Here is a 25,966-nt window from a genome sequence, read left to right on the forward strand (position 1 = left end):
GTGGCCGTGCCCCGCATTCGCGTGCTTTGGATGGAGCCCTCGCTGGAGGTGAGGAAGGAGTACCCGTCAGGCCATCGTCTGGTCGATGATGGCATGGCGAACTGAACGAGATGGAGAGACCTGTCCTCCTGATTTCCTATTTTTCGTTATGCTTCGCGATCATGGTGCGAGGGGTGAACCGTGTGACAGAGCAGCAGGAGGAAGCGGTTCTGGGACGTCGTGTCGCCCCGCCATTGCCGCCGCCGGATCACAAGAGACGCCGTTCCGAGCCGCGGCGCAACCCGCTGACGCCGCTCGGCTGGGTGAGTGTGGGGCTGACGCTGCTGCTGGTGATCGTCTCGCTCGGCGGGTATGGCTACTACCGCTACCTGGAGAGCGGCATCGTCCGCGTGCCCTTCAACCCCGGCTCGAACCGCCCGCCGGACACCGGCGCGCTGAACGTCCTGCTGGTGGGCTCGGACTCGCGCGACGGCGACAACAAGAAATATGGCGCCACATCCGTCGGCCTGGGGGAGCGCACCGACACGATCATGCTCCTGCACATCGCCCCCAACCGCGACAACGCCACCATGATCAGCTTCCCGCGCGACTCCATGGTCCTGATCCCCCAGTGCACGACCCGCACCGGCGCCGTGCTGCCCGCCGGGATTCGGCAGATCAACTCCGCCTTCAACGACGGCGGCATCGAGTGCACGGCCAAGACCCTCGAATCGCTCACCAACATCAAGATCAACCACTTCGTCAAGGTGGACTTCACCGGCTTCAAGGCCATCGTCGACGCCGTCGGGGGCATCAAGATCTGCCTGCCCAAGCCCGTCAACGACCCCAAGTCGAAGCTCGTGCTCACCGCGGGCGAGCACGTGGTGAGCGGCGAGCAGGCCCTCGGATATGTGCGCACCAGGTATGCCCTGGGCGACGGCAGCGACCTGGGCCGCATCGAACGCCAGCAGGTCTTCCTCACCCAGGTGATGAAGAAGATCACCGACGGCGGCCTGCTCACCAACCCCCTCCAGCTCAACGACTTCCTCAAGGCCGCCACCGCCGCCGTCACCGTGGACGAGGGACTGACGCTCGAGCGCATGCTGGAGATCGCCAACAGCGTCAAGGGCCTGACGGCCAAGGAGCTCAAGGGCATTACGGTGCCCACTGTGCCCTACACGGCCGACAAGAACCGGGTGCAGTTCGCCGAGCCGGCCGCGCGCGACTTCTTCGAGCGGGTACGCCTGGACACCGACATCAACACCGCGCCCACGCCCGGCAAGACCGCCGCGGCCAAGATCGAGAACTCGCAGGTGCGCCTGCAGGTGCTCAACGCCACCGGCGAGGTGGGCAAGGCCGTGCAGGTGGCCGACGACCTGGCCGAGCAGGGGTTCGTGGTCACGCAGGTCGGCAACGCCGCCATCGCCCCTGCCACCAGCATCCGGTACGCCAAGAAGGACGCGGCGGACGGCCCCGGCTACGGTGACGCGGTGGCGGCGCGGCTGTCGAAGGACAAACGGACGCCGGTGGAGGGCAAGGTCAAGGCCCTCACCTCCCAGCCGTACGAGTCCAAGGCCACCGCCAAGACGCCGGCCCAGACGTCCACCCAGGCGCCCACCGGGCCGATCGTCCAGGTCATCATCGGGAAGGACTGGCCCGGGGTGCGGGTCGTCTCGGCGATCCCGGACTCGCTCAAGGACAAGGTCGTCGACAGCACCACCAACCCGTGCAAGTGACCTCGTCCGGGCCGATTTTCGGTCAGGCGGTCACGCCCGAATCCACCGGGATCGTGGCGCCCGTGACGGCCCGGCCGCCCTTCCCGGCTAGGTAGGCCACGGCGGCGGCGATGTCCTCGGGGGAGCAGTACCGGCCCAGCGCGGTGTAGCGCCGTTCCTCCTCGGCCTCCGGGCCGTCGGCCGGGTTCATCTCGGTGTCGGTGGAGCCGGGGCTGACCAGGTTCGCGGTGATGCCGCGCGGGCCCAGGTCCCTGGCCAGCCCCTTGACCAGGCCGACCAGGGCGGACTTGCTCATCGCGTACGCCGTCCAGCCCGCGTACGGGACCCGCTCGGCCAGACTGCTGCCGATCAGGACGATGCTCGCGCCCGCCTCCATGTGCCGCGCCGCCGCCTGGGCCAGCACGAAAGACGCCCGCGCGTGCACGGCCAGCAGCTCGTCCACCTCGGCCAGGGTCACCTCCTCCAGCGCTCCGTACGGCGCTGTGCCCGCGTTGCTCACCAGCACGTCGAGACCGCCCAGCTCGCGCACGGTCCGCTCGACCGCCTCGACCATCGCCACGGGGTCGGCGGCTTCGGCCCGCACCCCGAGGCCGCGCCCGCCCGCCGCCTCGATCTCCTTCACCACGGCGGCGGCCCGGTCACCGGCGGCCCTGTACGTGATCGCCACATCGAACCCGTCGCCGGCCAGCCGCCGCGCGACCGCGGCGCCGATCCCTCTGCTGCCCCCTGTCACCAGGGCGACTCTCCTTGCCATGAGTTCCTCCTTATGCGGAATGGGTTCCGCTTGCGACCGTAACCGGAACCGATTCCGCATGCAAGCGATGCGAGGATGGGAACCGTGACGGGCAAGGGCATCGACGCGGAGGCCGGCAGGCGGGAGCGCACGGACGCGGCGCGGAACCGGGCCAAGATCCTGGCCGCGGCCGAGGGCATCGTGGCCGCTCAGGGCGTGCAAGGGCTGTCCATGGCCGAGGTGGCCGCCGCGGCGGGAGTCGGCGTCGGGACCCTCTACCGGCGCTTCGGGGACCGGTCCGGGCTGGCGTACGCGCTGATCGACGCGCGGGAGCGGGAGTTCCAGCAGGCGTTCGTCGCGGGGCCGCCGCCGCTCGGTCCTGGTGCGGAGCCGGGCGAGCGTGCCAGGGCATTCCTGGGCGCGCTCACCGACCGGACGGTCGAGCAGCTCGATCTCCTGCTCATGGCGGAGACGGCGGGGCCGATGGCCAGGTTCGGGGGCGCGTACGACGCTTATCACTCGCATCTGGCGCTGCTGATCGGCCGCCTGCGGCCGGACGCCGATGCCTACTGCCTGGCCGACGCCCTGCTTGCGCCGCTGGCCGCGCCGCTGCTCGCCCACCGGCTCAGAGGCTGCGGGATGGCGGTCGAACGGGTGAAGTCGGCGCTGGACGACCTGGTTACCCGGGTCATCGGCTAAACGGTCGACATCCCCGCGAATGGTGCGGTCCAAACACCAATGGGGCGAATGTTACGGAGAGTAGTTTTAGGGAAACAAGTGAAATTTCCAGACAAGTAGTGGTAGGAAGGGGCGCGGTCCGAATTCGTACTAGAGAGGTTCCACCGTGGCGCGCGACGAGAACGACAGGCCATACGAGGACGGGCAGGGTAGGTCGTTAAACCCGGATTTGGCGGGTGACGTGCTGTCCCCAAGGTGGAGCACCGAGGACACCGACGAGCAACCCGCCATCCAGGTTGTCGGCAACGAGACCTACATCCTGCCGCCCGGCAAGGACACGCTTGAGCCGTACCACGGCGAGAGCCCACGTAACGTGCTCGACGATCCCGCCCCGGCGCGTGACGTCCTGTCCGGAGACCCGCACGACGTGCTCGGCGGCACTCCGCACGACGTGCTGGACGGGCCGAGCGGCGACGTGCACAGCGCTTATGACGTCAGCGGTCAGAGCGCGGCGCAGGAGTTCGGCGGCCCGAGCGGGGCGCACGACTTCCGCGCTGACGACTACCGGGACGACGACTTCCGGGACGACGGCTTCGGTGGCGACAGCGGGGCGCACGACCTGGCCGACGGGCACAGCGGGCCCCACCGGGTGGAGGACGAGAGTCCTTACCTCCCGATCGACCGCGGCTACGAGTCGGAGCGGGACGACGACTTCGACGACGAGCGGCCCAAGCGCGGTTTCCTCGGCTCCGGGTGGACCGATGACGGTCGTGACTCCGACGACGGGCGTTCCGGGGGAGAGGTGCGCCGCCGTACCAGGAAGTTGCTGGTGGCGGCCGCCGCGGTGGTGGTGCTCGGCGTGGGCGCCGGCTGGATGCTCACCAGTACGTCCTCCGACGACCCCTGCACCGGTGGCCGCTGCGCCAGCGCGGGCGAGGTCACCTCACCTTCCGAGACCGCCGTCCCCGAGGACACCCCGGTGGAGGAGGAAGAGGAGGCGGTCACCCCCGAGCCCACAGATTCGGTCACAGGAAAGCCGAACGACCCCCAGGCCGGAAACCCGACTACGCCTCCGCAGCGGCGGTCCCAGCCCACGCGCGAGCCCTCGGAGCGTCCGGCGCGCACTCGGCAGCCGGCTGAGCCGAAGGCCACGAGCAGGCCCACCCGTGCGCCGCAGAACACGATGAACGACACCGCCGACAACTCTGGGGAGAAGAAGGACAGCGACTCGGCGTCGACCGGCTCGGACACGGAGGCCTCGCAGGCGCCCGTGCAACAGCAGACCGAGGCTCCCGCACCGGCGCCGACGCAGGAAGAGCGCAAGGGCCTGTTCGACATCCTGTTCCCCTGGGCCTGACCTCCTCGGCTTTCCTCCCTCTGAGGGTGATTCGCCAGGTTCCCGGTGGAACTGCCTGGCGTCTGGGTCCCTGGGGCAGGAAGCTTCCGTGCGTGCCTCCCCGGGGGTCCGTGCGTCTCTCCCCGGGGCGTGGGGCTCCCGGGCCTTGGGGGCTTGGGGCTCCCGGCCTTGGGGTTTAGGGCTTCATGATCCCGGCCTTTCGGGGCTGGGACTTTCGGGTGCCGGGGCCGAGCTTCCTGAGGTGCGGCGCTCCCCGTGAGCACGTGGGGCGCCCGCGCCAGGTCGGCCGAGCCCTTGGCCATCGCCTGGCCGGGAAACGAGCTTCCGCGCTTTCCTGGACGGCGCTCCGACTCCTCCCGACAGCCGGGGCCTGGCACCTCTCGGCAACCCGGGTCGGCTTCTCTCGGCGACCCGAGTCGGCTTCTCCCGGCAACTCCGGCCCGGATCAAGGACCTCGTCGTCTACGCCTCCCGCGGCACCTGGGTGCGCCCCGGCGACGGTCCTCCCGGCGGTTGCGGGGGTCTTGGTCCTCTCGGCAATCCAGGGTCAGAATCCTTCCGACAATTCCGGGGCTGGGGCTGGGGCCTCCTGGCGACTGCGCGGTCCGGCTCCTCCCGGCAATCCGGGGTCCCAACCCGGGGTCCCAATCCGAGGTACGGGTCCTTCCGGTGGCTTCGGGTTCGGGGCTGGGTCTCCCGGTGGTTGCGGGGGTGGGGGTCTTCGGGAGCGTGCCATTCTGTTGTGCGGGTCTGTGGCGTGGCAGGATGCGGATCCAGGTGCCGGTCTGGCAGACTTGGAAACCGCTTTCCGGGAGGTCTCGTGGTCACGCTTGAAGACGTCGCCAGGCAGGCGGGCGTCTCGCTCGCGACCGCCTCGCGGGTGCTCAACGGCAGTACTCGCCAGGTGGGCGCGGCCTTGCGGGCGCGCGTCGAACGGGCGGCGGACGAGCTCGGCTATCGGGCCAACATCGCCGCCCAGACGCTGGCCCGAGGGGCGAGCAACGTCATCGGCATCGTCGTACACGACCTGACCGACCCATACTTCGCGGCCCTGGCCGATGGGGCGATGCGGGCGGCGGCCACCGAGGGCCTGCTGGTCATGGTGGGCACCACGCATCGCGACCCCGAGCAGGAGATCGCGTACGTGGCGACGCTGCACGCCCAGCGCGTACGCGCCGTGCTGCTGGTCGGCTCGCGCGTCGCCGACCCCGCCGTCACCGGCCGTCTGCGCGACGAGCTCGCGCGCTACCAGGCGGGCGGCGGGCGGGCGGCCTGCGTGGGGCAGGACCTGCTCGGCGTGGACACCGTCGCCCCGGCCAACAGGGAGGGTGCGGCGGAGCTGGCCAGGGCGCTGGCCGATCTTGGCCACACGAAGTTCGCGGTGCTGGCCGGGCCGCCGCACCTGGTGACGGCGGCCGACCGGTGTGCCGGTTTCGTCGGGGCGCTCGAAGAGCTGGGGCTGCCCGCGCCGCAGGTGATCCGCGGACCGTTCGACCGCGACGGCGGGCACACGGCGGCCCAGCAGGTCGGGGACGCGACGTGCGTGTTCGCGGTCAATGACGTGATGGCGGTCGGGGCGCTGGCGGCCTATCGGGAGCGCGGAATCAGGGTTCCCGAGGACGTCTCGGTGGCCGGGTTCGACGACATCGTCACTCTCCGTGATCATGTGCCTGCGCTGACCACCGTACGGCTGCCGCTGAAGAACATGGGGGCGCGGGCGCTGGAGCTGGCGCTGAACGAGGACGACCCGGTGGTGGTCGAGCAGGTCGCGGGCGAGGTCGTGCTACGGGAGAGCGTCCGGAGAATGCCCTGATGCCGCAGCCGGCGGCCCTGAACCGAGCAGCGGACGCGGGGGACCAAGGTTCTCGCGGGGGACCAAGGTCCTCGCGGGCACCGCAGGATTCTCGGGCGCGCCGACGTGAGATGCGCCGACGTGAGGTGCCCTGATGTGAGGTGCCCTGATGTGAGGTGCCTTGACGTGGGGCGCGACGACGTGGGGCGTACCGGTGTGGGGCGTACCGGCATGGGACGTACCGATGGGGGGCGCGCCGGCGTCAGGCGTATCGGTGTGAGGGCGTCGGTGGGGGCGGTGGCGATGTTCGCGGGGGGATTTGGCGGTCGGGGTGGAGTTCGTGGCAGGTGCGGTGTCTGGTTGGGGCGTCGCGGGTGATGTGGAGGATGTCGTGAAGCTGGCGGTCAGCACGCTGGGGATGCCTGGCGAAGGGCTGGACAGGGCGATTGAGATCGCGGCCGGGCATGGGTGCCAGGGGCTGGAGTTGCGGCTGCATCCGGATACCGGGGTGCACGCGGGGCTGAGCGCGGCGGAGCGGGCGTCGGTGCGGGAGCGGGTTGAGGGAGCGGGGCTGGAGATAGCGGCGCTCGCTGGATATGTCGGTGTTTGTGAGCCGGGGCCGGATGAGCCGGTCGTCGAGGCGCTCATCGCCGACCTGCGGCTGGCCGCCGACCTCGGTGCGCCGGGGGTGCGGGTGTTCCCGCGCGGTGGCGATCCGAGCGTCGGCGCGCGCAGGCTCAAGGCGGTCTCCGGTACGGCGGACGACCTCGGGCGGCGCGTGCTCGTCGAGACCCATGACGAGATGGCGACCGGCGCCGCCGTGGCCGCGCTGCTCGCCGAGGCGGGATGCCCCGGTACGACCGGCGCGCTCTGGGATCTGCTGCACCCGTGGCGGCACGGTGAGCAGCCGGCGGAGTCGCTGGCCGTGCTGGGGCCGTACCTGGCGTACGTGCAGATCAAGGACGCGGTCTCGGCGCAGGACACGACGCCGGTGCCCATGTGGACCGGGTCGGTGCCGCTGGATGAGGCGGGCGAGTTGTTGCGCGCGGCCGGCTACGACGGGTGGGTGTCGCTGGAGTGGGAGCGTACGTGGTATCCGCAGGTGGCGCCGGTGGAGGAGGTTCTGCCGGGAGCGGCCGAGTGGGTGCGGCGTTTCGCCCCTTAGCCGCTTAGATGGGGAGATGTCCGCATTTAGCAGCAAGGTGCTCGTCGTCGGCATGGACGGCCTGCGGTTCGACCGGCTGATCGCCGTGAATCCCCCCGTACTGTCCGGGTTGATGTCCTCCGGTGCGTACGGCACCAGCAAGCTCCCCTACGGTGAGGCCGGCACGCCGCGCACGGAGTCGCCCGGCGAGATCATCCCCGAGGTCACCGAGGCCACCGAGGCCACCGAGGCCACCGAGGCCGCCGAGGCCACCGAGGCCGCCGGGGTCCTCGGGGTTCGCGAGGCCGCCGGGGTCCCCGGGGTCTCTGGGGCCGGCGAGGTCTCCGGGGGCGGCGGCGGTCGCGTGATCAGGTCGCGTACCGACTCGGGGCCAGGGTGGTCGTCGATCGCTACCGGGGTCTGGCCCGACAAACACGGCGTCGTGGACAACGGCTTCGCGGCGGCGCAGTTCGCGAAATTTCCGGACTTCTTGACTCGTGCGAAGCAGGCCCGCCCCACCCTCACCACAGCCGCCTTCTTCTCCTGGGCGGCCCTGGCCGAACAGGGCGCCTTCGGCCCGGCGATCGACCACCGTTTCGTCCTCGACGGGTACGCCATCGGCTGGTCCACCGCCGACAAACAGGTCGCGGAAGCCGCGGGTCTGCACCTGAAAGAGGCAGACCCGGACGCCACGTTCGTGTACCTGGGCGACACCGACGAGGTGGCCCACGACCTGGGCCCCCACTGCCCCGAGTACACAGAAGCCCTCCAGACCCAGGACGCCTACCTGGGCCGCCTGCTGGACACCATCCGCGCCCGCCCGTCGTACCCGAACGAACGCTGGACCGTCCTGGTCACGACCGACCACGGCCACGTGGACGAGGGCGGACACGGCGGCACCTCGGACGAGGAACGCACGGTCTTCGTGATCGTCAACCGCCTGGGCGAGGACCTGCGCGGCCGCGGGCTCGGTGAGCCCCGGCCGGTGGACGTCGGGCCGACGGCCCTGGCCGTGCTGGGTGTGGACGTCGATCCGGCGTGGAACCTGGACGGCCGGCCCCTGGAGACCTGATTCATCAGGTGTTGAATTCTACGCCGGAAAGCGTGAGACTGTGTGACAGGACGCTGAACGGCAGGGGTGCATGCGATGAAGACGGTGCTGGATTTCGCCGAGATCGACGCGGGCATGCTGGCCGAGGTGGGTGGCAAGGCCGCCAATCTCGGCGAGCTGACCAGGGCGGGTCTGCCCGTGCCGCCCGGCTGGGCGCTGACCACGGAGGCGTACCGGCAGGTCGCGCAGGGCCTGGAGACCAGTGGCGACGGGCTGGCCGAGCGGGCCAGGCAGCACCTGCTCGACGCCCCCGTGCCGGACGCGGTGTACGAGACGATCGTGAAGTCGTACGCCGCGCTCGGTGACGACGTGCCGGTGGCGGTGCGCTCCTCCGCCACCGCGGAGGACCTGCCGTTCGCCAGCTTCGCCGGGCAGCAGGACACCTTCCTCAACGTGGTGGGCGCGCAGGCGGTGGTGGACGCCGTACGCCGCTGCTGGGCCTCGCTCTGGACCGACCGCGCCGTCGCCTACCGCGAGTCCAACGGCATCGACCACGCCTCAGTGCGGCTCGCGGTGGTCGTCCAGGTGATGGTGGAGGCACGCGTGGCGGGCGTGATGTTCACCGCCAACCCGGTGACGGGCCGGCGGCACGAGGCCGTGATCGACGCCAGCCCCGGGCTCGGGGAGGCCGTCGTCTCCGGCGCGGTGAACCCCGACCGCTTCCTCGTCTTCGACGGCGAGATCCTCGAACGCCACGCGGGTGACAAGAAGCTGGCCATCCGCTCCCTGCCCGGCGGCGGCACCGAGCGCGTCGAGTCCGCGTACGACGGCCTGTGCCTGACCGACGACGAGGTACGCCGCCTCGCCGCCCTGGGCGTCCGCGTCGAGGGCCACTACGGCGCGCCCCAGGACACCGAGTGGGCAATCGACCACGACGGCACGCTCTGGCTCACCCAGTCCAGGCCGGTCACCACGCTCTACCCGCTGCCCGAGCCGACCCGGCCCGGCCTGCGGGTGTTCTTCTCGGTCAACGTCGTCCAGGGCGTCATGGGGCCGTTCACGCCGATGGGGGTCTCGGCGTTCCGGGTGATCAGCGCGGGCGGCGCGGGCCTGGCCGGGCACGCGCCCGCCGACCCTCTCGGCGGCGCCGGCTTCGTGACGGTGTCGGGGGGACGCCTCTGGCTCGACATCACCACCGCCGTACGCGGCCGCCCCGGCCGCGGCCTCCTCCCACGCATGTTGACGCTCGGCGAGGCCCGCGCCGTGAGCATCATGGAGCGGCTGTTCGAGGACCCGCGCCTGTCGCTGGCGAGCACCTCCCGCCTGCCCTTCCTGCGCGGTTTCGCGCGTTTCGCCCGCCGAGTCCACTTCCCCTCCCGCGTGTTCACGGCGCTCACCAACCCCCGCAAGGCCGTGGCGTCCACCGTCCGGCTCGGCGAGGCGCTCAACAGAAGGCTCAGCGTGCCCGCCACGGCGACCCCGGCGCAGCGCCTGGACCACGCCGAGCGCGTGCTGCAGGGCACGTTCCCGCTGATCATCTCGATCATGCCGACCGTGATCGCCGGCTACGGCCTGTTCGCGCTGGCCTCCAAGCTCTCCGGCGTGCCGGTGAACGAGATGAGCGACGTCCTGCGCAGCATGCCCAGCAACCCGACCACGGAGATGGACCTCGAACTGTGGGGCCTGGCCACCCGCGTCGAGCCGGAGCCGTTCAAGGAGCGGACCCTGGCCGAGCTGGTGGACCTCTACCAGGCAGGCGCGCTCCCGCCCATCGCCCAGCGCGAGATCACCGCGTTCATGGACAAGTACGGACACCGGGGTGTCGCCGAGATCGACGTGGGCGTGCCGCGATGGTCGGAGCAGCCCGCCCACATCCTCGGTGTCGTGGCCAACTACCTGCGCATGGACGGCGGCGCCGACACCGCGCCCGCCGCGATGTTCGCCAAGGGCGAGCAGGAGGCTCGCGCCGCGATCGCCCACGTGGCGTCGCGGGCGGGGCGCAGGGCGCGGTGGCGGGCCGCCGTGGTGCGCTTCGCGCTCGGACGCACCCGCAGGTACGCCGGACTGCGCGAGCTGCCCAAGTTCTACATGGTCAAGACCCTCGCGGCGGTACGGCGCAGCCTCTTCGTGGTCGGGGAGCACCTGGTCGGCCAGGGCGTGCTGGACTCGGCCGACGACGTGTTCTTCCTGGATCTGCGCGAGGCCAGGGCCGCTCTGGGCGGAGGCGACCTGCGGGATTCCGTGGCGGAGCGGCGGGCGGCGTACGAGCAGGAGAGGCGCCGCAGGCACGTGCCCCGGGTGCTGCTCTCCGACGGCACCGAGCCCGAGGCCCTCGCGCAGGAGGCCGCGGACGGCGCGCTGACGGGCACCCCGGCCTCGCCCGGCACGATCACGGGCGTGGCCAGGGTGGTGCTCGACCCGATCGGCGCGCACCTGGAGCCGGGCGAGATCCTGGTCTGCCCCTCGACGGACCCCGGCTGGACGCCGCTGTTCCTGACGGCCGGAGGGCTGGTGATGGAGATGGGCGGGGCGATGTCGCACGGCGCGGTGGTGGCCAGGGAGTACGGCATCCCGGCGGTCGTCGGCGTGCCCGACGCCGTCCACCGCATCACCTCCGGCCAGGAGATCACCGTGAACGGAGCCGCCGGAACGGTGGCGCTCCCGTCATAGCGACCGCCTCGGCGGCCACCGCACCCACGATGACGGCCGCGCCGACCGGCACGGCCGGGTGGAACGGCTCGCCGAGGACCAGAACCGCGATCAGGTACGCGACCACGGGCACGGCGTAGGAGTACGTGCTCACGAGCGACACGGGAGCCGACCGCAGCAGCCAGTTGAACAGCGCGAACCCCGCCAGCGAGTCCACGAGCACGAGATAGCCGAAGCTCGCCCACGACGCCGCCCCGAACGGCCCGGTGGGGAGTTCGCCCGCCAGGAACCCCGCCACGACCAGCGTCAGACCGCCCGCGCACAACTGCACGACGGTCGCCGGGCGCGGCGGGGTGCCGGAGCGCGAGGCCCACAACGTGCCCGCCGCCCAGGCGACGGAGGCCGCCACCACGACGAGCGCCCAGGCCGACCAGCCCCCTTCACCGGCCGACCCCGCCACCAGCACCACCGACACCCCGGCGAACCCCGCCACCAGCCGCACCACACCGCCACGCGACGGCCGATCCCCTGACAGCGCCCGCAACACCGCGACCCAGAGCGGGATGGCCGCGACCAGCAGCGCCGCCGTGCCCGCGAACACGTGCCGCATCGCCACCGCGATCGTGCCCTGCGCGCCCAGCAGACAGACCCCGGCCCCGGCGGACACGGCGAGCTGACGGCGGCTCAGCCCGCGCAACGCGCCGGGCCGGGCGGCGGCCAGCACCACCCCCGCCACCAGGAACACCGCCCCGGAGGCGAGCAGCGGCGGCAGGGCGCGCACCATCACCGACATGGCCGGGAACGACGAGCCCCAGCACAACCAGAGCACCACCATGGCCGCGAACAACATGGCACCGAGGCTATGCCGACCTGCGTCTATGCGTCCAACAACTTGTGTTCATGCGGCCCATGACCGAATATCATGAGAGTCGTGGAGATCACCGTCGGGCACGTCGAGGCGCTGCTGGCCCTGGAAGAGCACGGCAGCTTCACCCGGGCAGCGGAGGCGCTCGGCCTCACCCAGTCCGGAGTCAGCCGCGCCATCGCCGCCCTCGAACGTCACCTCGGCGCCCCCGTCGTGCACCGCGGTCAGGGCGGCGCCACCCTGACGGCCCTGGGCCGCGAGGTCGCCGTCCACGCACGCGCCGCCCTCGACCACCTCCATGCCATCGAGGCCCTGGCCGAACGGAAGCGGCCGCCCCGGCTGCGCGTGGGGGCGATCGCCAGCGCGCTCGTCCGGCTCGTCCCCGACGCTCTGGCGCGGCTCGCCCTCGACCCCCCGCCCCTCGTCCTGCGGGGCGAGGACGACGAACTCGCCTCCTGGCTCGCCGCCGGCACCATCGACCTGGCCGTCACCACGGCGCCGGGGGAGAAGCGGGCCGAGCGCCCCGCAGGGGAGGAGCCGGCCGAGTTCGCGGATGAGTGCCCGGTCGGGGAGGAGCGGGCCGAGTTCACCGACGAGTTCCTGGCCGTGCTGCCCCGCCGTCACCCCCTCGCGTGCCCCTCGCCGACCTGGTCGCCGCCGGGGTGGCCGATCCAGGGGGCACGTGTGGTCCGCTGCTCGCCGAGGGGTTCGCGGCGCACGGTGTCGAGTGGCGGCCGGCGCACGTCGTACGCGACGTCCCGACCGTGCTGGCCATGGCGGAGGCCGGGATCACCGTGGGCGTCGTGCCCGCGATCGCCGCCCCGCGCCCGGCCCCGCCGAACGTGGTGCTGCTGCCCCTCGACCCTCCGCTGCACCGCACGATCCGCATCCGCCACCGCACCGCCGACCCCCGGGCCGCCCTCCTCGCCGATCAGTTGACGGCCGGTTAGATTGGGCGGTAAGGGAAGATTGTCCCCGCTATGGTGATCGAATGTCCGAGCCCTATTGGAACCACAACGTCCATTACCAGAGCCTGGTCATGAAGCTCATGCCCGCGGGCTGCGAGCGGGCGCTCGACATAGGTTGCGGTGACGGACTGCTGGCGAGCAAGCTGGCCGCCCGCGTACCGGACGTGACCGCCGCCGATCGCTCTCCCGAGGCCGTGGCCATGGCCTGCGAGCGTCACGGCAACCTGGACAACGTCTCGTTCGTGACGGCCGACTACCTCGACGACCCGCGCGGCCTGCTCCCCGAGGGCAAGTACGACTTCATCAGCGCCGTCGCCGTCACCCACCACGCCGAGTTCCGGCAGTCCGCCCGGGCCCTGGCGCGGCTGCTGGCCCCGGGCGGCCGTCTGGTGGTCGTCGGCCTGGCCAGGAACCGCTCCGCGCTCGACTGGATCGTCAGCGGCGCGGGCCAGGTCGCCTCCCGCCTGCTGCGGCTGCGCCACGGCCCCAAGAGCGGCCCCGGCAAGAACGTGCCCGCCATGGACCCGGTCCTGTCGTGGGGCGAGAGCGGCCGGCTGGCCCGCCAGGTGCTGCCCGGATGCGACTTCCGCCGCCTCCTGCTGCGCCGCTACCTCCTGGTCTGGGACAAGCCGTAGAGGGCGCCGCTACCTTCTGGTCTGGGACCAGCGGTAGGAGGCGCTACCTCTGGTCCGGACAAGCCGTAGAGAGCCGGCGCCGCCGCACCATCAGGGCAGTACGACCTCCTCGTAGCGGGCCTTCATCGTGGCCACCACCTCGTCGGGGTCGGCGGCCCAGATGTCGGCGTTGAAGATCTCCACCTCGACGTCGCCCGTGTAGCCGGCGGCCTGGACCGCCTGCGTGATCGGCCGGAAGTCGATCACCCCGTCGCCCATCATGCCCCGCCCGAGCAGCACGTCCTCAGGCAGCGGATGCAGGTAGTCGCACACCTGGTAGGAGGCGATCCGGCTCCCGGCCCGCGCGATGTCCTCGAACAACCTCGGGTCCCACCACACGTGGAAGGTGTCCACGACCACGCCGACCTGCTCCTCGGGGTAGGGCAGGCTCAGCTCCAGCGCCTGCCCCAGCGTGGACAGCACGGCGCGGTCCGGGCAGTAGATCGGGTGCAGCGCCTCCAGGGCCAGCTTGACCCCCCGCTCCCCGGCGTACGGGGCCAGCTCCGCCAGCGCCTCGGCCACCCGCTCCCGGGCTCCGGCCAGGTCACGCGTGAAGCCGGTCAGCGGCTCGCCCGGCTTCACCCCGGGCAGGCCGCCCACCACCATCACGAGGCAGGCCGCCTCCAGCTCGGCCGCCTCGTCGATGGCCCGCCGGTTGTCCTCCAGAGCCCGGGCGAAGGCCGCACGGCCCTCCTCGCCGGGCAGGCCGCCCGCCGTGAGGAAGCCGCCGCGGCACAACGACGACACCCGCAGCCCCGCCGAGCGTACGAGCTTGACGCTCTGCGCGAGCCCCTGCTCGGCGACCTTCTCGCGCCACAGCCCGATCGCCTCCAGGCCGTGCCGCACGCATCCGTCCACGGCCTCGGCCAGCGACCAGTGCCTGGTCGTCCACTGGTTCAGCGCCAGGGTGCCGCGCCTGACGGTCGTGTCGCTCACAGCCCGTTCACCTCCAGCAGCGCCTTCATGCGGCGCACGGCCAGCTCCTGGTCGGCCAGCAGCCCGGCCTGGTCGGCCAGGCGGAACACCTCCGACAGGTGCGGCAGCGAGCGCGCCGACTGGGCGCCGTTCACCATGGCGAAGGCGTCCTGGTGGCCGTTCAGCCAGGCCAGGAAGACGATGCCGGTCTTGTAGTTGTACGTGGGCGTCTCGAAGATCTTCCTCGACAGCGGGACGGTCGGGGCGAGGATCTCCTCGTAGGAGGCCAGCAGCCGTTCCCTGGCAGCCTCGTCACCGGCCGCCTCGGCCGCGTCCAGCACCTGGAGCGCCGCCGCCGCGGCGGGGGCGATGGCGTCGAAGATGCCCAGCAGCGCGTGCGAGCCCGACCTGATCAGCGACGGGTAGTTGAAGTCGTCGCCCGTGTACAGCTTGACGCCCTCGGGCAGCGCGGCCCGCAGGCCCACCTCGTGCTCCTCGTCCAGCAGCGACACCTTCACGCCGTCCACCATCGGGGCGTGGGCGTGGATCAGCTCCAGGAACGACTCCGTGGCCGCCGCCACGTCGCGCGAACCCCAGTAGCCCGCGAGCTGAGGGTCGAACATCTCGCCCAGCCAGTGCAGGACCACCGGGCGGTCGGCCAGGCCGAACAGCTTGCCGTACACCTGGTGGTAGTCGGCCGGGCCCGTGGCCACCCTGGCGAGCTGGCGGGAGGCCATGACGATCACGCCGGCGCCGGCGGACTGCACGGTCTCGATCTGCTCGGCGTACGCGGCGGTGATCGTGTTCAGGTCGGCGGCCTCGGTCGCGTGGTCGGTGCCCGCGCCGCAGGACACCAGCGTGGCCGGGTCGCCGTACGAGCGGGCCTCGGCGGCGCTGCGCCGGATCAGCTCCTTGGTCGCCGCCCAGTCCAGGCCCATGTTGCGCTGCGCGGTGTCCATGGCGTCGGCGACGCGCAGGCCGTGCGACCACAGGTGGCGGCGGAAGCGCAGCGTGGCGTCCCAGTCCACGGCGGCGGGGGAGCCGGGCGTGTTGTCACCCAGGGGGTCGGCCACCACGTGCGCGGCGGCGTACACGATGCGGCTGGTGGCAGGCTTGTCCACGACCGGCCAGGTCGTCGGCTCCTTCAGCGGGTACGCGCCGAAGCCGGGAAGTTCGATCCTCACAGCCCGGGAACCTCGATCCTGCGGCCCTCGGCGTTCGAGCGCAGGCCCATCTCCGCGAGCTGCACGCCGCGCGCGCCGGAGGCGAAGTCGTTCGGGAAGGGCGCGTCCTCCAGCACGTGCCGGACGAAGCCCTCCCACTGGATCTTGAACCCGTTGTCGAACTCGGCGTTGTCGGGCACCTCCTGCCAGCCGTCGCGGAAGCGCGCCGTGGCCGGCAGGTCCGGGTTCCAGACGGGCTTGGGGGTGGCCGAGCGGTGCTGCGCGCGGCAGTTGCGCAGGCCCGCGACGGCGCTGCCGTGCGTGCCGTCCACCTGGAACTCGACCAGCTCGTCCCGGTTCACGCGAACCGTCCAGGAGGAGTTGATCTGGGCGACGATGCCGCCCTCCAGCTCGAAGATCCCGTACGCGGCGTCGTCAGCGGTCGCCTGGTAGGTGTTCCCCTGCTCGTCCACCCGGGCCGGGATGTGCGTCACGGCCTTGGCGTAGACCGACTGGACGCGGCCGAACAGGTTCTCCATCACGTAGTGCCAGTGCGGGAACATGTCGAGCACGATGCCGCCGCCGTCCTCGGTCCTGTAGTTCCAGGACGGGCGCTGCGCCTCCTGCCAGTCGCCCTCGAACACCCAGTAGCCGAACTCGCCCCGCACCGACAGGATGCGGCCGAAGAAGCCGCCGTCGATCAGCCGCTTCAGCTTGAGCAGGCCGGGCAGGAAGAGCTTGTCCTGGACGACGCCGTTCTTGACGCCCTTGGCCGTGGCGGCCTCGGCCAGCGCGATCGCCTCCTGCGTCGACTCGGCCGTCGGCTTCTCCGCGTAGATGTGCTTGCCGGCCTCGATGGCCTTCAGCACGGCCTTCACCCGGGCGCTGGTGACCTGGGCGTCGAAGTAGATCAGGTTGTCGTCGTCGGCGAGAGCCGCGTCGAGATCCGTGGTGAAATCCGAAATTTCATGCTTTGACGCGATATCGGCAAGCTTGTCGGCGTTGCGACCGACCAGTACGGGCTTGAGCTTGACCCTGGAACCGTCCGAGAGCGTCACGCCGCCCTGCTCGTTGATGGCCAGGACGGAACGGACCAGATGCTGGCGGTAGCCCATTCGTCCGGTGACGCCGTTCATCACGACGCCGATGGTGCGCACGCTCATGAGGATCCCTTCAGGCACAACATGCGGAAAGCGCTTTCCCGAACCGTACGGCGAGGCCACCGAGGGCGTCAAGTAGCGCGAACCTCAGGTGGACCTCGACCACGGGTGAGTACACCCGGTGCCGAGCCTAGAGGTCGCCGCGCGACTCCAGCCTGGCCAGGGCCTTGGCGATGGGGTGAGCGGTGAGGGTGAGCTGCCACTCGCGGGCGCCGAGCTCGCGCAGCCTGACGGTCACGCTCTCGTCGCTGATCTCCGCGGGCGGCTCCCAGGTCAGCCTGCGTACGGCGTCGGGCTGCAGCAGGTTTTCCGTGGGCATGTGGTGCTCGTCGGCCAGGGCGGTCACCACGGCGCGGGCGGCGGCCAGGCGCTTGGCGGCGGCCGGGTCGCGGTCGGCCCAGCGGTTGGGCGGCGGGGGGCCGTCGCCCGGCGTGCTGGGCTGGGGGAGCTGGCTGTCGGGCAGGGCGCGGGCCCTGGCCACGGCGCCGAGCCAGTCGCTCATGTGCCTGCGCGCACTTCTCCCGGTGAATGCCGAAATTTCGGTCAATGCCTTCTTCGTACGGGGGCCCTCCAGCGCGGCCGTCACGATCGCCGCGTCGGGCAGCACCCGCCCGGGGGCGAGGTCGGACTCACGGGCGATCCGGTCACGCATGTTCCACAACTCGCGCACGATGGCCAGGGCCCGCACGTTGCGCACCTTGTGAATCCCCGACGTGCGCCGCCACGGGTCGGACCTCGGCGCCGGTGGCGGGGTGTGGAGCACGGCGGCGAACTCCTCGCGCGCCCACTCCAGCTTCCCGCTGTCGGTCAGCTCCTGGTGGAGCACGTCACGGAGCTCGACCAGCACCTCGACGTCGAGTGCCGCGTATCGCAGCCAGTCTTCCGGCAGCGGCCTGGTGGACCAGTCGGCCGCCGAGTGACCCTTCTCCAGCCGCAGCCCGAGCACGGTCTCGACCATCGTGCCCAGCCCCACCCGCTCGTATCCGAGCAGCCGCCCGGCCAGCTCGGTGTCGAACATCTCGCGTGGCCTGAACCCCACCTCCAGCAGGCACGGCAGGTCCTGCGAGGCGGCGTGCAGCACGATCTCCGCCCCGGACACGGCCTGGTCGAGGGCGGACAGGTCGGGGCACCCGACGGGGTCGATCAGCGCGCTGCCGGCCCCGCCCCGGCGCAGCTGCACCAGGTAGGCCCGGTTGCCATAGCGGTAGCCCGAGGCGCGCTCGGCGTCCACCGCGACGGGACCGCTGCCGCCGGCGAACCTCTCCACCACGCCGGCCAGCCCTTCGGCGTCGGCGGTGACGGGAGGTATGCCCTCACGCGGCTCTAGCAGCGGCTCCACTGTGCGTTCTTCTGTCATGAGTTCACCGACCTCATGACGCTGGTGCTGTCTTGACTGGGGCCCTCACTTCGTTCGGTCACTCTCCGGATCATCTCGTCGGCGGGGCAGTGCGGCCACGTCGGGCGGGAGCGGCGGAATCCCCGCCGCCAGGCACATGAGGTCGCACCAGGCGGCGACGTGGCCGGAGAGATCCTCCTGCGCGGGTGACCAGGACGCCCGCAACTCGAGCTCGGTCGTGACCGGATCGTCGGCCTTGTTGCCGAAACCTTCGGACACGGCTCTTGTCACGGTACCGCCAGCGGCGGAGTAGTCGGCCTGATGCGCCTCCAGAGCCTCGGTCAGCCAGCTCCAGGCGACGGGCCCGAGCAACGGGTCGGAGGTGATCTCCGGCTCCATGTCGGCCCTGACATAGGCCACCAGCCGGAACGGGCCTTCCCATCCGCGCTGGCCGTCGGGGTCGTAGAGCAGGATCAGCCTGCCGACCGCGAGCTCCTCGTCGTCGCGGTAGACCGACGCGCCGATGGCGGCCGAGTAGGGGGCCAGCCGCTGGGGCGCGGGCAGGTCCTCGAACTCGATCTCCGGGCGCACCTCGGTCAGCCGCAGGCTCTCGGCCGCACGCGTGAACGCGGCGGGCGGCGGCGGCTGGTCACCGAGTGTCATAGCCGAAGCGTAGGTCGAAGACGGGCGGAAGGGGACCACGGGGGTGCTCATCCTTCGTGATCAAGCCGCTGCCGTAACCAGCTGGCGTGCCGGGCGGGTGGACTCGGCGGAGCCGAGCAGGAGCGCGTGGCCGCAGCCGGCGCAGACCCATTCGGGGCACTCGCCCGGCTCGTGCCCGTCGAGGCACGGCGGTTGCTCGAACGGCCGCTCACCGGCGCAGGCAGGGCAGCGCTCACTGCGGCGCTCTGGGAAAATCCACAACGCGGTCGTCGCACGAGTCATCGAACCGGGGCCTTTCTTCGGGTCGTGGCTCCGACGTTGGCACGAGCCGCTGACAATTCCCCGCAACGCGCTCGGCGTGTCCCGAAAGTGGTCGCTGAATCGGTGCCGCGCGGTGGCTTGGCGAACATTTGGTCCAGTCGAGACCGGCTCTCTGGGCGGGCATGGGGTGTGTTCGACCCGTGTGAGATGCCGATGCCGAGCAGACCGGTAAACCTTCATCTGGCTATCTGATCATGATTTGGGGTGTCCAATGCATCTTTTTCCGACACCTCGCGCTCGTGTCGTGACCGACCCCCATGCGTGGCACCCTTGTCTGGTGAACCTCGCCGACTCAGCGTTCCTGCGTGCCTGCCGCCGCCAGCCCGTCTCCCACACCCCTGTCTGGTACATGCGACAGGCCGGGCGGTCGCTGCCGGAATACCTGAAGGTCCGCGAGGGTGTGCCGATGCTCACCGCGTGCGCGACGCCCGACCTGATCGTCGAGATCACCATGCAGCCGGTGCGCCGTTACGGCGTGGACGCGGCCATCTTCTTCAGCGACATCGTGGTCCCGCTCAAGGCCATCGGCGTCGACCTCGACATCAAGCCGGGCGTCGGCCCGGTGGTGGCCGACCCGATCCGCGACGCCAAGGGCGTTGAGGCGCTGCGCCCGCTGGAGCCCGACGACGTCTCCTACGTCACGGAGTCCATCAGGGCGCTGACCGGCGAGCTCGGCGCCACCCCGCTGATCGGCTTCGCCGGAGCGCCGTTCACGCTCGGCTCCTACCTGATCGAGGGCGGCCCCTCCAAGAACCACGACCGCACCAAGGCCATGATGTACGGCGCCCCCGGCCTCTGGCACGCCCTGATGGAGCGCCTCACGGACATCGTCCTGGAGCACCTGCGCATCCAGGTGGCGGCCGGAGCCTCGGCCGTGCAGCTCTTCGACTCCTGGGTGGGGGCGGTGGCGCCGGACGACTACCGGGAGTTCATCCTGCCGCACACCCGCCGCATCTTCGAGGGCGTCGCCGGCGTGCCCCGCATCCACTTCGGCGTGGGCACCGGCGAACTGCTCGGCGTGCTCGGGGAGGCCGGGGCCGACGTGGTGGGCGTGGACTGGCGGGTGCCGCTCGACGAGGCCGCCCGCCGGGTGGGGCCGGGCAAGGCGCTGCAGGGGAACCTGGACCCGGCGATCCTGCTGGCGCCGTGGGAGGTCGTGGAACGCAAGGCCCGCGAGGTGTTGCGACGGGGCGAGGCGGCCGAGGGGCACGTCTTCAACCTGGGGCACGGGGTGCTGCCCTCGACGGACCCCGACCAGCTCAAGCGCCTGACCGACCTCGTCCACGAGAGCTCCTGACGCACTCAGGCCGCTTCCGCGCCGGGCCGTGTGGGGCCGGCCGGGCGCCTGCGGCGGTCACGGCGTACGAGATAGACCAGCAGCGCGACCAGCGGTAGCGAGACGGCCAGCCACGGCAGCAGCGCGCCGATCACCGTGAGCGCCGTCTTCGTGAACGCGACCATCGCCCTCCACCCGGCCTCCAGGCCGCCGAAGAAGCCGGCCGGCTCCTCGTCCGGGTCCTCGACCACGGCGACGGGCCCCACGAGCCGCAGCGTCAGCGTGGCCATGGCGACCTGCGTGGTCAGCTCCTTCTGCTGCGCCTGCAACGACTCCAGGTCGGACTCACGGGCGGAGATCTCCCGCTCGACCTGCAGCACCTGACCGATCGTGTCGGCCTTCTTCATCAGCGTGCGCAGCGAGTCCAGGGACTGCTGGGCCGACTTCAGCCGGCTCTCGACGTCGGCCACCTTCAAGGTGACGTCCTCGGTGCCCTGCTTCATGGACAGCTGCGTGCCGAGATCCTTGCCGAGCCGCCCCAGCACCTCGGCGTATTTCGCGGGCGGGATCTTGAACTCCAGCCTGGCCGAGTCCTCGGTGTCGCTGGCCGAGTTGCTCTCCTCCTGCGCCAGGTAGCCGCCGGCCTCGGTGACGATCTGCTTGGCCTGCAGGGCGGAGGTGCTCACCTGCTTGGCGCGGACGGTCATGCTGCCGGTGTAGATGACCTGCCGCTGCTGCTCCTGGGTGAGCTTGACGTCGGAGATGACGCCGTCCGCGGGCCTGCGCTTCGGGGACGGGGTCGGCCGCGCCGGCCCGGCCTGGTCCGCGACAGGGTTGTCGCCCACCGTGCCGCCGTCCGTGTTCTCCCGCGCCGCGAACACAGGCGCGCTGGCCGGTTCCCCGACGTCGCTGGACTGGAGCCCCTCGCCGCTACCGCAGCCGGTCAGTAACATGGCCGCGCAGGCCGCCGAGAGCGCGATGCCGTACCGGAATCTCGTCATGCCCCTTATGACGGATCGCGGATCACTCCGGTTTGACCGAGGGAATCACGGTCCGGTCACTGTGTCTTATGGCCCCTCGCGCGGTGGCCCGAGCCGTTGAGGCGGTAGCGTCAGGAGGCGTGGAAGGGAATCGGGCGCACGTGGTCGTCATCGGCGCGGGGATCTCCGGCCTGGCCGCCGCGTGGTATCTCAACCAGGGCGCGGGCGAGCGGGTCAAGGTGACGGTCCTGGAGGGCTCGCCGCGCGTAGGCGGCAAGTTGTACGCCTCGGAGGTCGCCGGGGTGAGCGTGGACGCCGGCGCGGAGGCGATGCTGGCCAGGCGCCCCGAGGGCAAGGAGCTGGCCAAGGCCGTCGGGCTCGGTGACGACCTGGTCTTCCCCGGCACCACGCGCTCGGCCGTGTACACCAGGGGCGCCCTGCGTTACCTGCCGAAGGGCCAGGTCATGGGCGTGCCCTCCGATCTGACCGAGCTGGCGAAGTCGGGCATCGTCTCGCCCGGCGGCCTGCTGCGCGTGCCGCTCGACCAGATCCTGCCGGCGACCCTGGTCCGCACCGACGTGTCCGTGGCCGCGTACATCCGGGCCAGGATGGGCGCCGAGGTCGTGGACCGGCTGGTCGAGCCGCTGCTCGGCGGCGTCTACGCGGGCCGGGCCGACCAGCTCTCGCTGGAGGCCACGATGCCGCGTGTCGCGGCGATGGCACGCTCCGAGCGTTCCCTGCTGAGCGCCGCCAGGCAGCTCGCGGCGGAGACGCCGAAGGAGGCGGGCCCGGTCTTCACGACGCTGAAGAACGGCGTCGGCGGCCTGCCGGAAGCGGTCGGCAAGGCGTCGGGGGCGGACATCAGGACCGGCGTCACCGTACGCGAGCTGCACCGCACCGAGGCCGGCTGGCGGCTGGTCACCGGTCCCGTGCCGCGGCCCGAGGTGATCGAGGCCGACGCGGTGATCGTGGCCACGCCCGGCCCCGCGGCGAGCAGGCTGCTCAAGGCGGAGGCGCCCAAGGCGGCCAGTGAGCTGGCCAGGATCCAGTACGCGAGCATGGCCGTCGTCACGCTGGCCTACCCGGTGGACGCCTTCCCCGAGCCGCCCGCCGCCAGCGGCTACCTGGTGCCGCCGGTGGAGCGGCGGCCGGTCAAGGCGGTCACGTTCAGCTCGGTGAAGTGGCCCCACCTGGCCAGGGACCTGGTGCTCCTGCGCTGCTCGATCGGCCGGCTGGGCGAGGAGCACCTGCTCCAGCGCGAGGACGCCGAGCTGGTGTCGCTGGCCACGGCCGAGATGGGCGATGTGATGGGCGTGCGCGGCCTGCCCGTCGACACCAGGGTCACGCGGTGGGGCGGCGGGCTGCCCCAGTACAACGTGGGCCACCTCGACCGGGTGGCCAGGGTGCGCGCGGCGGTGGCCGTGCAGCCGGGGCTGGCGGTGTGCGGGGCGGCCTACGACGGCATCGGGATCCCGGCGTGCGTCAGCACGGCCCGTACGGCCGCCGCCCGGATTCTCGACCACCTGACCAGGCGAGGAGAATAGGCACCATGACAGAGGGCGCTGCGCGGCCGAAGGCTCGCGATCTCAACCAGGTGATCCGTTACACCATGTGGTCGGTCTTCCAGGTGACCGATCCGTGCCCGGGCAACCGCGACGACCTGGCGGCGGAGGTCCAGGACCTGCTCGACCAGGCGGCCGGCAAGGATGTCGTGACCAGGGGGGTCTACGACGTCGCCGGGCTCAGGGCCGACGCCGACTTCATGTTCTGGTGGCACGCGCCCACGCCCGAGGACCTGCAGGACGTCTACTCCAGGTTCCGGCGTACGGGGCTGGGCCGGCACAGCAGGCCCGTCTGGTCGGCGATGGCGCTGCACCGGCCGGCCGAGTTCAACAAGTCGCACGTTCCTGCCTTCCTCGCCGAGGAGGAGCCGCGGGCTTATGTGAGCGTCTATCCGTTCGTGCGCTCGTACGAGTGGTATCTGCTTGAGGACTCCGAGCGGCGGGCGATGCTGGCCGAGCACGGCAAGATGGCGCGCGACTACCCCGACGTGCGGGCCAACACCGTGGCCAGTTTCTCGCTGAACGACTACGAGTGGATGCTGGCGTTCGAGGCCGACGAGCTGCACCGGATCGTCGACCTCATGCGGACGCTGCGAGCCGCCAAGGCCCGCCGCCACACCCGCGTCGAGATCCCCTTCTACACCGGCGCGCGCAAGCCGCTCCAGGAGCTGGTCGCCGCCCTTCCCTAACGGGTGAGGGCGGCGCGCAGGCGCCACGAGCCGAGGGCGAAGAAGGCGGCGGCGTACGCGGCCAGCACGCCGAGCTGAGGCGCGATGGCGGCGATCGTGCCGTTGTCGCGCAGCAGTTCGGCGAAGCCGTCCAGGGCCCAGGCGTGCGGGGTGAGGTGCGCGATCTGCCGCATCGTGCCGGAGAACAGGTCGAGCGGCACCATGGCCCCGCCGACCGCGGCCAGGCCCAGCCCGAGCAGCAGGCCCACCGAGAGCGCCTGCTGCTCGGTACGCATCGCCGCGCCCAGCAGCATCGCCGCCCCACCGCCGACCAGCGAGAACATCAGCAGCAGCGCCGCCGCCCCGAACGGGTCCCCCCACCGCACGCCGAACAGCAGCGCCGAGCCGAACATGATGATCAGGCCCTGCGTCAGCGCCACGGCCACCCGCCCGGCCGCCTCGCCGAGCAGGATTGCGCCGACGGAGATCGGCGTGGCGTACATCCTGCGCGACACCCCGAACCGCCTGGTCTCGATCAGCGCCGCCGCGCCGGTCAGCGAGGTCAGGAAGACGAACAGCAGGAGCTGCGAGGACGCGGCGACGTCGAAGCCGGACACGCTCTCGGGGATGGCCTCGGTCCCGACCGTGGTGGCCGCCACGGTGATGCCGGGCACCCGGGCCGCCTCGGCCCGGGCCACGAGCTGGTCGAAGGAGCCCTCGCGCACGTACGCGGCGGCCCTGACGGGCATGGCGACCTGGGAGACCACGGACCGCACCGCGGCGCCGATCTGCTGCGAGTTCGGTTCGTCACGGCTCACGTAGGGGAGCACGATCGGGATGTAGCGGGACAGGGCGCTGTCGTACCCCTCCGGGATGATCAGTGCCGCGGCGAGCCGGCCGCGTTCGACCATCTCGCGGGCCTCGGCGTCGTCGCCGACCCGTACCACCTCCATCTGCCCCGACCCCTCCAGGGCGGTCACCAGCTTGGCCGCCCACGGTCCCGAACCGCCGGTGACGCCGAGCTTCGGCGCGAAGCCGGAGCCGAACGACAGGCCCAGCACCGTGATCAGGATGATCGGGAAGATGATCACGAAGAAGATGTTGGTGCGGTCCCTGAAGAGCCTGACCAGGTTCACCCAGGCGATGGCGATCATGTTCTGAGCATCCTTCCGAGCCTGGTCAGCGCGATCCCGATGGTCACCGCGGCGAACCCCAGCAGCGCCAGCGTCGGCACCGCCGCCAGCACCGGCGCGTGCTCGCCGTGCAGGTCGGCCAGCCCCTGGAGGAACCAGCGGTGCGGGGTGAGCAGGCTCAGCGTCGAGAACACCTCGCCCATCTGCTGGATCGGGATGAAGACGCCGCCCAGCACGCCCAGCAGCACCGCCACCACCGACTGGATGTTCCCGGACTGCTCAGCCGTGGTGGCCACGGTCGCGACCAGCGCCATCACCCCGGTGGCCGCCAGCACGCCCGCCACGACCAGCAGCCCGACCCCGAGCGGGTTGCCCCAGTGCGCGCCCAGCAGCAGCGAGGAGGCGACGACCAGCACGGCCATGGCGACCACCCCGATGACGAAGCCGCCCAGCAGTTTGCCGAAGGCGATCGTGACGCGGGGGATCGGCGCGGCCAGCAGCCTGGCCAGCGTGCCGTCGCGGCGCTCGTCCAGGATCGAGCTGAACCCGAACTGCACGGTGAAGAACAGGAAGAACACCGCCATTCCCGCCGAGAAGCTCTCCGCCAGTGAGAGCTGGCGCCGCTCGGCCGTCAGGTCCTCGATGGTGACGGGCGCGGGCACCGCCATCGCCTCCTGCGGGGTGCCGGCGCCCTTGACCTCCAGGGCGACCTGCACGTACCGCACCTCGGCGGCGAACGCCTCCGCCACCGAGCGGGCCACGAACGAGCTGATCCGCGCGTCCACGTTCCCGATCACGTTCAGGGTGGCCGGCCGTCCGCCCAGCACGGCCTGGCTGAAACCGGCGGGGATGACGTACGCGGCCTGGGCCTCGCCGCGCTCGACCAGCGCGCGGGCCTCCTGCTCCGTGCCCGCCGTCCTCAGCCTGAGCACCCCGTCCCGCGCCAGCGGGTCCAGCACCTGCCCGGTGAACGTGGCCGCGATCCGGCCCCTGTCCTGGTCGGCCACCGCGAACGTGGGCACGCCCTGGCTGTCCACGTCGCTGAAGACCAGGCTGAAGATGGCCGCCAGCCCGAACGGCACCACGATCGCCAGCAGGAAGGCCGACCTGTCCCTGACCCGCAGCCGCAGGTCCTTGGCGGTGATGAGCAGCAGTGCGCGCATG

The 25,966-nt window shown here is 71.5% G+C and carries 22 protein-coding genes and 1 pseudogene; 13 read left to right on the forward strand and 10 right to left on the reverse strand.

The annotated features are described in order from the left end of the window. Nucleotides 1–173 precede the first annotated feature (173 nt). Nucleotides 174–1,715 carry an LCP family protein gene (locus ACFPZ3_RS34875; RefSeq protein WP_379518568.1) on the forward strand — a complete coding sequence of 514 codons (1,542 nt, stop codon included), beginning with the start codon at nt 174–176 and terminating at the stop codon, nt 1,713–1,715. 22 nt (nt 1,716–1,737) lie between these two features. On the opposite strand, the gene ACFPZ3_RS34880 is transcribed toward ACFPZ3_RS34875, so the two are convergent. Next, nucleotides 1,738–2,469, reverse strand: a complete 732-nt coding sequence (locus ACFPZ3_RS34880; RefSeq protein WP_379518569.1) for an SDR family NAD(P)-dependent oxidoreductase — start codon at nt 2,467–2,469, stop codon at nt 1,738–1,740. 84 nt (nt 2,470–2,553) lie between these two features. Here ACFPZ3_RS34880 and ACFPZ3_RS34885 point away from each other — a divergent pair, with 84 nt between their 5' ends. The 6 genes from ACFPZ3_RS34885 (at nt 2,554) to ACFPZ3_RS34910 (ending at nt 11,139) form a co-directional block, all read left to right on the forward strand. Beyond that, entirely contained in the window at nt 2,554–3,147 is a 594-nt protein-coding gene (locus ACFPZ3_RS34885; RefSeq protein ID WP_379518570.1) for a TetR/AcrR family transcriptional regulator, read from the forward strand. A 220-nt stretch (nt 3,148–3,367) separates the two neighbouring features. Continuing rightward, nucleotides 3,368–4,483 (forward strand): hypothetical protein, encoded by a 1,116-nt coding sequence (locus tag ACFPZ3_RS34890; protein WP_379518571.1) that lies wholly within the window; start codon nt 3,368–3,370, stop codon nt 4,481–4,483. An 819-nt stretch (nt 4,484–5,302) separates the two neighbouring features. Next, a complete protein-coding gene (locus ACFPZ3_RS34895) occupies nt 5,303–6,295 on the forward strand; it encodes a LacI family DNA-binding transcriptional regulator (protein WP_379518572.1) in 993 nt (330 codons plus the stop codon). A gap of 370 nt (nt 6,296–6,665) precedes the next feature. After that, a complete protein-coding gene (locus ACFPZ3_RS34900) occupies nt 6,666–7,439 on the forward strand; it encodes a sugar phosphate isomerase/epimerase family protein (protein ID WP_379518573.1) in 774 nt (257 codons plus the stop codon). Between the two features lie 16 nt (nt 7,440–7,455). After that, nucleotides 7,456–8,490, forward strand: a complete 1,035-nt coding sequence (locus tag ACFPZ3_RS34905; RefSeq protein WP_379518574.1) for an alkaline phosphatase family protein — start codon at nt 7,456–7,458, stop codon at nt 8,488–8,490. A gap of 75 nt (nt 8,491–8,565) precedes the next feature. Beyond that, nucleotides 8,566–11,139, forward strand: coding sequence for a PEP/pyruvate-binding domain-containing protein (locus tag ACFPZ3_RS34910; protein WP_379518575.1), 2,574 nt, complete (start codon nt 8,566–8,568; stop codon nt 11,137–11,139). Here ACFPZ3_RS34910 and ACFPZ3_RS34915 read toward each other — a convergent pair. Further along, nucleotides 11,096–11,968, reverse strand: coding sequence for an EamA family transporter (locus ACFPZ3_RS34915; RefSeq protein ID WP_379518576.1), 873 nt, complete (start codon nt 11,966–11,968; stop codon nt 11,096–11,098). The genes ACFPZ3_RS34910 and ACFPZ3_RS34915 overlap by 44 nt on opposite strands. Nucleotides 11,969–12,040: 72 nt before the next feature. Between ACFPZ3_RS34915 and ACFPZ3_RS34920 the strand changes: the two are divergent. The 3 genes and pseudogenes from ACFPZ3_RS34920 to ACFPZ3_RS34930 form a co-directional block, all read left to right on the forward strand. Next, nucleotides 12,041–12,181 (forward strand): annotated as a pseudogene (locus tag ACFPZ3_RS34920) (helix-turn-helix domain-containing protein); the annotation flags it as partial. 434 nt (nt 12,182–12,615) lie between these two features. After that, nucleotides 12,616–12,933, forward strand: a complete 318-nt coding sequence (locus ACFPZ3_RS34925) for a LysR substrate-binding domain-containing protein (RefSeq protein WP_379518577.1) — start codon at nt 12,616–12,618, stop codon at nt 12,931–12,933. Nucleotides 12,934–12,974: 41 nt separating this feature from the next. Further along, nucleotides 12,975–13,586 (forward strand): class I SAM-dependent methyltransferase, encoded by a 612-nt coding sequence (locus ACFPZ3_RS34930; protein ID WP_379518578.1) that lies wholly within the window; start codon nt 12,975–12,977, stop codon nt 13,584–13,586. A gap of 90 nt (nt 13,587–13,676) precedes the next feature. On the opposite strand, the gene ACFPZ3_RS34935 is transcribed toward ACFPZ3_RS34930, so the two are convergent. The 5 genes from ACFPZ3_RS34935 to ACFPZ3_RS34955 form a co-directional block, all read right to left on the reverse strand. Then, the gene (locus tag ACFPZ3_RS34935) at nt 13,677–14,561 is read right to left on the reverse strand and encodes a sugar phosphate isomerase/epimerase family protein (RefSeq protein WP_379518579.1); all 885 of its coding nucleotides are present in this window, start codon (nt 14,559–14,561) and stop codon (nt 13,677–13,679) included. Continuing rightward, nucleotides 14,558–15,724 carry a dihydrodipicolinate synthase family protein gene (locus ACFPZ3_RS34940; protein WP_379518580.1) on the reverse strand — a complete coding sequence of 389 codons (1,167 nt, stop codon included), beginning with the start codon at nt 15,722–15,724 and terminating at the stop codon, nt 14,558–14,560. Before ACFPZ3_RS34940 ends, ACFPZ3_RS34935 begins: the two co-directional genes overlap by 4 nt. Continuing rightward, a complete protein-coding gene (locus tag ACFPZ3_RS34945) occupies nt 15,721–16,866 on the reverse strand; it encodes a Gfo/Idh/MocA family protein (RefSeq protein WP_379518581.1) in 1,146 nt (381 codons plus the stop codon). Before ACFPZ3_RS34945 ends, ACFPZ3_RS34940 begins: the two co-directional genes overlap by 4 nt. A 127-nt stretch (nt 16,867–16,993) precedes the next feature. Next, entirely contained in the window at nt 16,994–18,220 is a 1,227-nt protein-coding gene (locus tag ACFPZ3_RS34950; RefSeq protein ID WP_379518582.1) for an HRDC domain-containing protein, read from the reverse strand. Nucleotides 18,221–18,265: 45 nt separating this feature from the next. Then, nucleotides 18,266–18,862: a DUF3000 domain-containing protein gene (locus ACFPZ3_RS34955; RefSeq protein WP_379518583.1), complete on the reverse strand. Its 597-nt coding sequence runs from the start codon at nt 18,860–18,862 to the stop codon at nt 18,266–18,268. Between the two features lie 598 nt (nt 18,863–19,460). Here ACFPZ3_RS34955 and hemE point away from each other — a divergent pair. Then, nucleotides 19,461–20,480, forward strand: a complete 1,020-nt coding sequence (hemE, locus tag ACFPZ3_RS34960) for a uroporphyrinogen decarboxylase (RefSeq protein WP_379518584.1) — start codon at nt 19,461–19,463, stop codon at nt 20,478–20,480. A 5-nt stretch (nt 20,481–20,485) separates the two neighbouring features. On the opposite strand, the gene ACFPZ3_RS34965 is transcribed toward hemE, so the two are convergent. Beyond that, entirely contained in the window at nt 20,486–21,460 is a 975-nt protein-coding gene (locus ACFPZ3_RS34965; RefSeq protein ID WP_379518585.1) for a DUF4349 domain-containing protein, read from the reverse strand. A gap of 119 nt (nt 21,461–21,579) precedes the next feature. Here ACFPZ3_RS34965 and hemG point away from each other — a divergent pair, with 119 nt between their 5' ends. Continuing rightward, nucleotides 21,580–22,983 carry a protoporphyrinogen oxidase gene (hemG, locus tag ACFPZ3_RS34970; protein WP_379518586.1) on the forward strand — a complete coding sequence of 468 codons (1,404 nt, stop codon included), beginning with the start codon at nt 21,580–21,582 and terminating at the stop codon, nt 22,981–22,983. A gap of 5 nt (nt 22,984–22,988) precedes the next feature. After that, a complete protein-coding gene (gene hemQ / locus ACFPZ3_RS34975; RefSeq protein WP_379518587.1) occupies nt 22,989–23,690 on the forward strand; it encodes a hydrogen peroxide-dependent heme synthase in 702 nt (233 codons plus the stop codon). Here hemQ and ACFPZ3_RS34980 read toward each other — a convergent pair. Both ACFPZ3_RS34980 and ACFPZ3_RS34985 read right to left on the reverse strand, forming a co-directional pair. Next, nucleotides 23,687–24,823 carry an ABC transporter permease gene (locus tag ACFPZ3_RS34980; RefSeq protein WP_379518588.1) on the reverse strand — a complete coding sequence of 379 codons (1,137 nt, stop codon included), beginning with the start codon at nt 24,821–24,823 and terminating at the stop codon, nt 23,687–23,689. The two genes, hemQ and ACFPZ3_RS34980, sit on opposite strands and share 4 nt — an antisense overlap. Further along, nucleotides 24,820–25,965, reverse strand: a complete 1,146-nt coding sequence (locus tag ACFPZ3_RS34985; protein WP_379518589.1) for an ABC transporter permease — start codon at nt 25,963–25,965, stop codon at nt 24,820–24,822. The genes ACFPZ3_RS34980 and ACFPZ3_RS34985 overlap by 4 nt, the downstream gene beginning before the upstream one ends. Nucleotide 25,966: the final 1 nt, after the last annotated feature.

The sequence above is a fragment of the Nonomuraea insulae genome (genome assembly GCF_042656245.1).